The sequence below is a fragment of the Synechococcus sp. UW105 genome, assembly GCF_900473935.1.
GTDB lineage: Bacteria > Cyanobacteriota > Cyanobacteriia > PCC-6307 > Cyanobiaceae > Synechococcus_C.
Genome location: NZ_UCNN01000021.1, coordinates 1 through 2,500 on the forward strand (window position 1 = coordinate 1; position 2,500 = coordinate 2,500).

General features: G+C 53.7%; 2 tRNA genes and 1 rRNA gene. All 3 read left to right on the forward strand.

Annotated elements, in window-relative coordinates:
• Window positions 1–592: 592 nt before the first annotated feature.
• Window positions 593–2,077: ribosomal RNA gene (locus tag DXY16_RS09530) — 16S ribosomal RNA — on the forward strand.
• 184 nt (window positions 2,078–2,261) lie between these two features.
• A tRNA-Ile gene (locus tag DXY16_RS09535) sits at window positions 2,262–2,335 on the forward strand.
• A gap of 9 nt (window positions 2,336–2,344) precedes the next feature.
• Window positions 2,345–2,417, forward strand: a tRNA-Ala gene (locus DXY16_RS09540).
• Window positions 2,418–2,500 lie beyond the last annotated feature (83 nt).

Consider the following 2,500-nt stretch of genomic DNA (forward strand, 5'->3'; position numbering starts at 1 on the left):
AGGGCTTGCGAGTTGGGTGAGTTGTGAGTTATGGTTTTGGACTGCGCGGGAGCCGAGAGGCGAGCGCGCGGACCACACGTCTGAGGGCGAGAGCCTTTGGCGTCTGTGGTGCTTACGACAGCGTCAAGGGAGCGATCCCACGGTGTTGTAAGTTCTTCAAGCGGCTGACGAGGCCGCGCCGCTGAACCACTCCTGAGAGGGAGTAGGGAAGCGAGAACCTGGACAATCGAAAAGTTTAGGAACTGACGCTTTTATCGCGTTCAGGACCGAACCAAGGCTGCAAGGCTGAGGGGAAGTTTTGAATGAAGAGCGATAAAGGTGTGAGGTCCCGTCAACAATTTTTTAGTTGCAGAGAAGCATTGCGCTTACAGCAGCAAGGTTTTCACGAGCCTTGAGGTTGTCGGTGTGCGCAATGTGGAGCAACGACCGGATCTGAGATCCTGGAAAGTCACGAAGGAGAGATTCTAAGTGCACTCTTAAGAACCCTTTCTGTGTCAGCTGAAAGGAGGCTTCAACTGCAACCAGCAGAAGCTGAGATGTGGGTGATGCAAATCAATTTGAGATAGTGAAAGCCATCAAAAGGAATTGATCTACAACGGAGAGTTTGATCCTGGCTCAGGATGAACGCTGGCGGCGTGCTTAACACATGCAAGTCGAACGAACCTTCGGGTTAGTGGCGGACGGGTGAGTAACGCGTGAGAATCTGCCCTCAGGAGGGGGACAACAGCTGGAAACGGCTGCTAATACCCCATATGCCGAGAGGTGAAATGAATTTCGCCTGAGGATGAGCTCGCGTCTGATTAGCTTGTTGGTGAGGTAAGAGCTCACCAAGGCATCGATCAGTAGCTGGTCTGAGAGGATGATCAGCCACACTGGGACTGAGACACGGCCCAGACTCCTACGGGAGGCAGCAGTGGGGAATTTTCCGCAATGGGCGAAAGCCTGACGGAGCAACGCCGCGTGAGGGATGAAGGCCTCTGGGCTGTAAACCTCTTTTCTCAAGGAAGAAGATCTGACGGTACTTGAGGAATAAGCCACGGCTAATTCCGTGCCAGCAGCCGCGGTAATACGGGAGTGGCAAGCGTTATCCGGAATTATTGGGCGTAAAGCGTCCGCAGGCGGCCCAAAAAGTCTGCTGTTAAAAAGTGGAGCTTAACTCCATCATGGCAGTGGAAACTGTTGGGCTAGAGTGTGGTAGGGGCAGAGGGAATTCCCGGTGTAGCGGTGAAATGCGTAGATATCGGGAAGAACACCAGTGGCGAAGGCGCTCTGCTGGGCCATCACTGACGCTCATGGACGAAAGCCAGGGGAGCGAAAGGGATTAGATACCCCTGTAGTCCTGGCCGTAAACGATGAACACTAGGTGTCGGGGGAATCGACCCCTCCGGTGTCGTAGCCAACGCGTTAAGTGTTCCGCCTGGGGAGTACGCACGCAAGTGTGAAACTCAAAGGAATTGACGGGGGCCCGCACAAGCGGTGGAGTATGTGGTTTAATTCGATGCAACGCGAAGAACCTTACCAGGGTTTGACATCCTGCGAATCTCCTGGAAACGGGAGAGTGCCTTCGGGAACGCAGTGACAGGTGGTGCATGGCTGTCGTCAGCTCGTGTCGTGAGATGTTGGGTTAAGTCCCGCAACGAGCGCAACCCACGTCTTTAGTTGCCAGCATTTAGTTGGGCACTCTAGAGAGACCGCCGGTGATAAACCGGAGGAAGGTGTGGATGACGTCAAGTCATCATGCCCCTTACATCCTGGGCTACACACGTACTACAATGCTACGGACAAAGGGCAGCAAACTCGCGAGAGCTAGCAAATCCCATAAACCGTGGCTCAGTTCAGATCGTAGGCTGCAACTCGCCTACGTGAAGGAGGAATCGCTAGTAATCGCAGGTCAGCATACTGCGGTGAATACGTTCCCGGGCCTTGTACACACCGCCCGTCACACCATGGAAGTTGGCCACGCCCGAAGCCGTTACTCCAACCCTTGTGGAGGAGGACGTCGAAGGTGGGGCTGATGACTGGGGTGAAGTCGTAACAAGGTAGCCGTACCGGAAGGTGCGGCTGGATCACCTCCTAACAGGGAGACAAACAACGATTTTGATGTCTGAGTATTTTATTCTTAGGCCGAAATCCTGTCACCTTAGGTCGATCGGTACCTCAGCTTTGAAGTGATTAATTCAGCAGCGATGTTGAAGAGAGTCATGGAGATTCTTAGTTCCTAAACTTTGTCTAGGTCACACCCCATAAGGGATGAGACTCCTGGGCCATTAGCTCAGGTGGTTAGAGCGCACCCCTGATAAGGGTGAGGTCCCTGGTTCAAGTCCAGGATGGCCCATTCGGTGTTGGGGGTTTAGCTCAGTTGGTAGAGCGCCTGCTTTGCAAGCAGGATGTCAGGAGTTCGAGTCTCCTAACCTCCACTGACCGACTCAATCCCCATCTCCAAGGTTGGAGTATGAGCTCGGATGGAGTGTGATTTAGATGTGTCCGCTGGATGACCCCA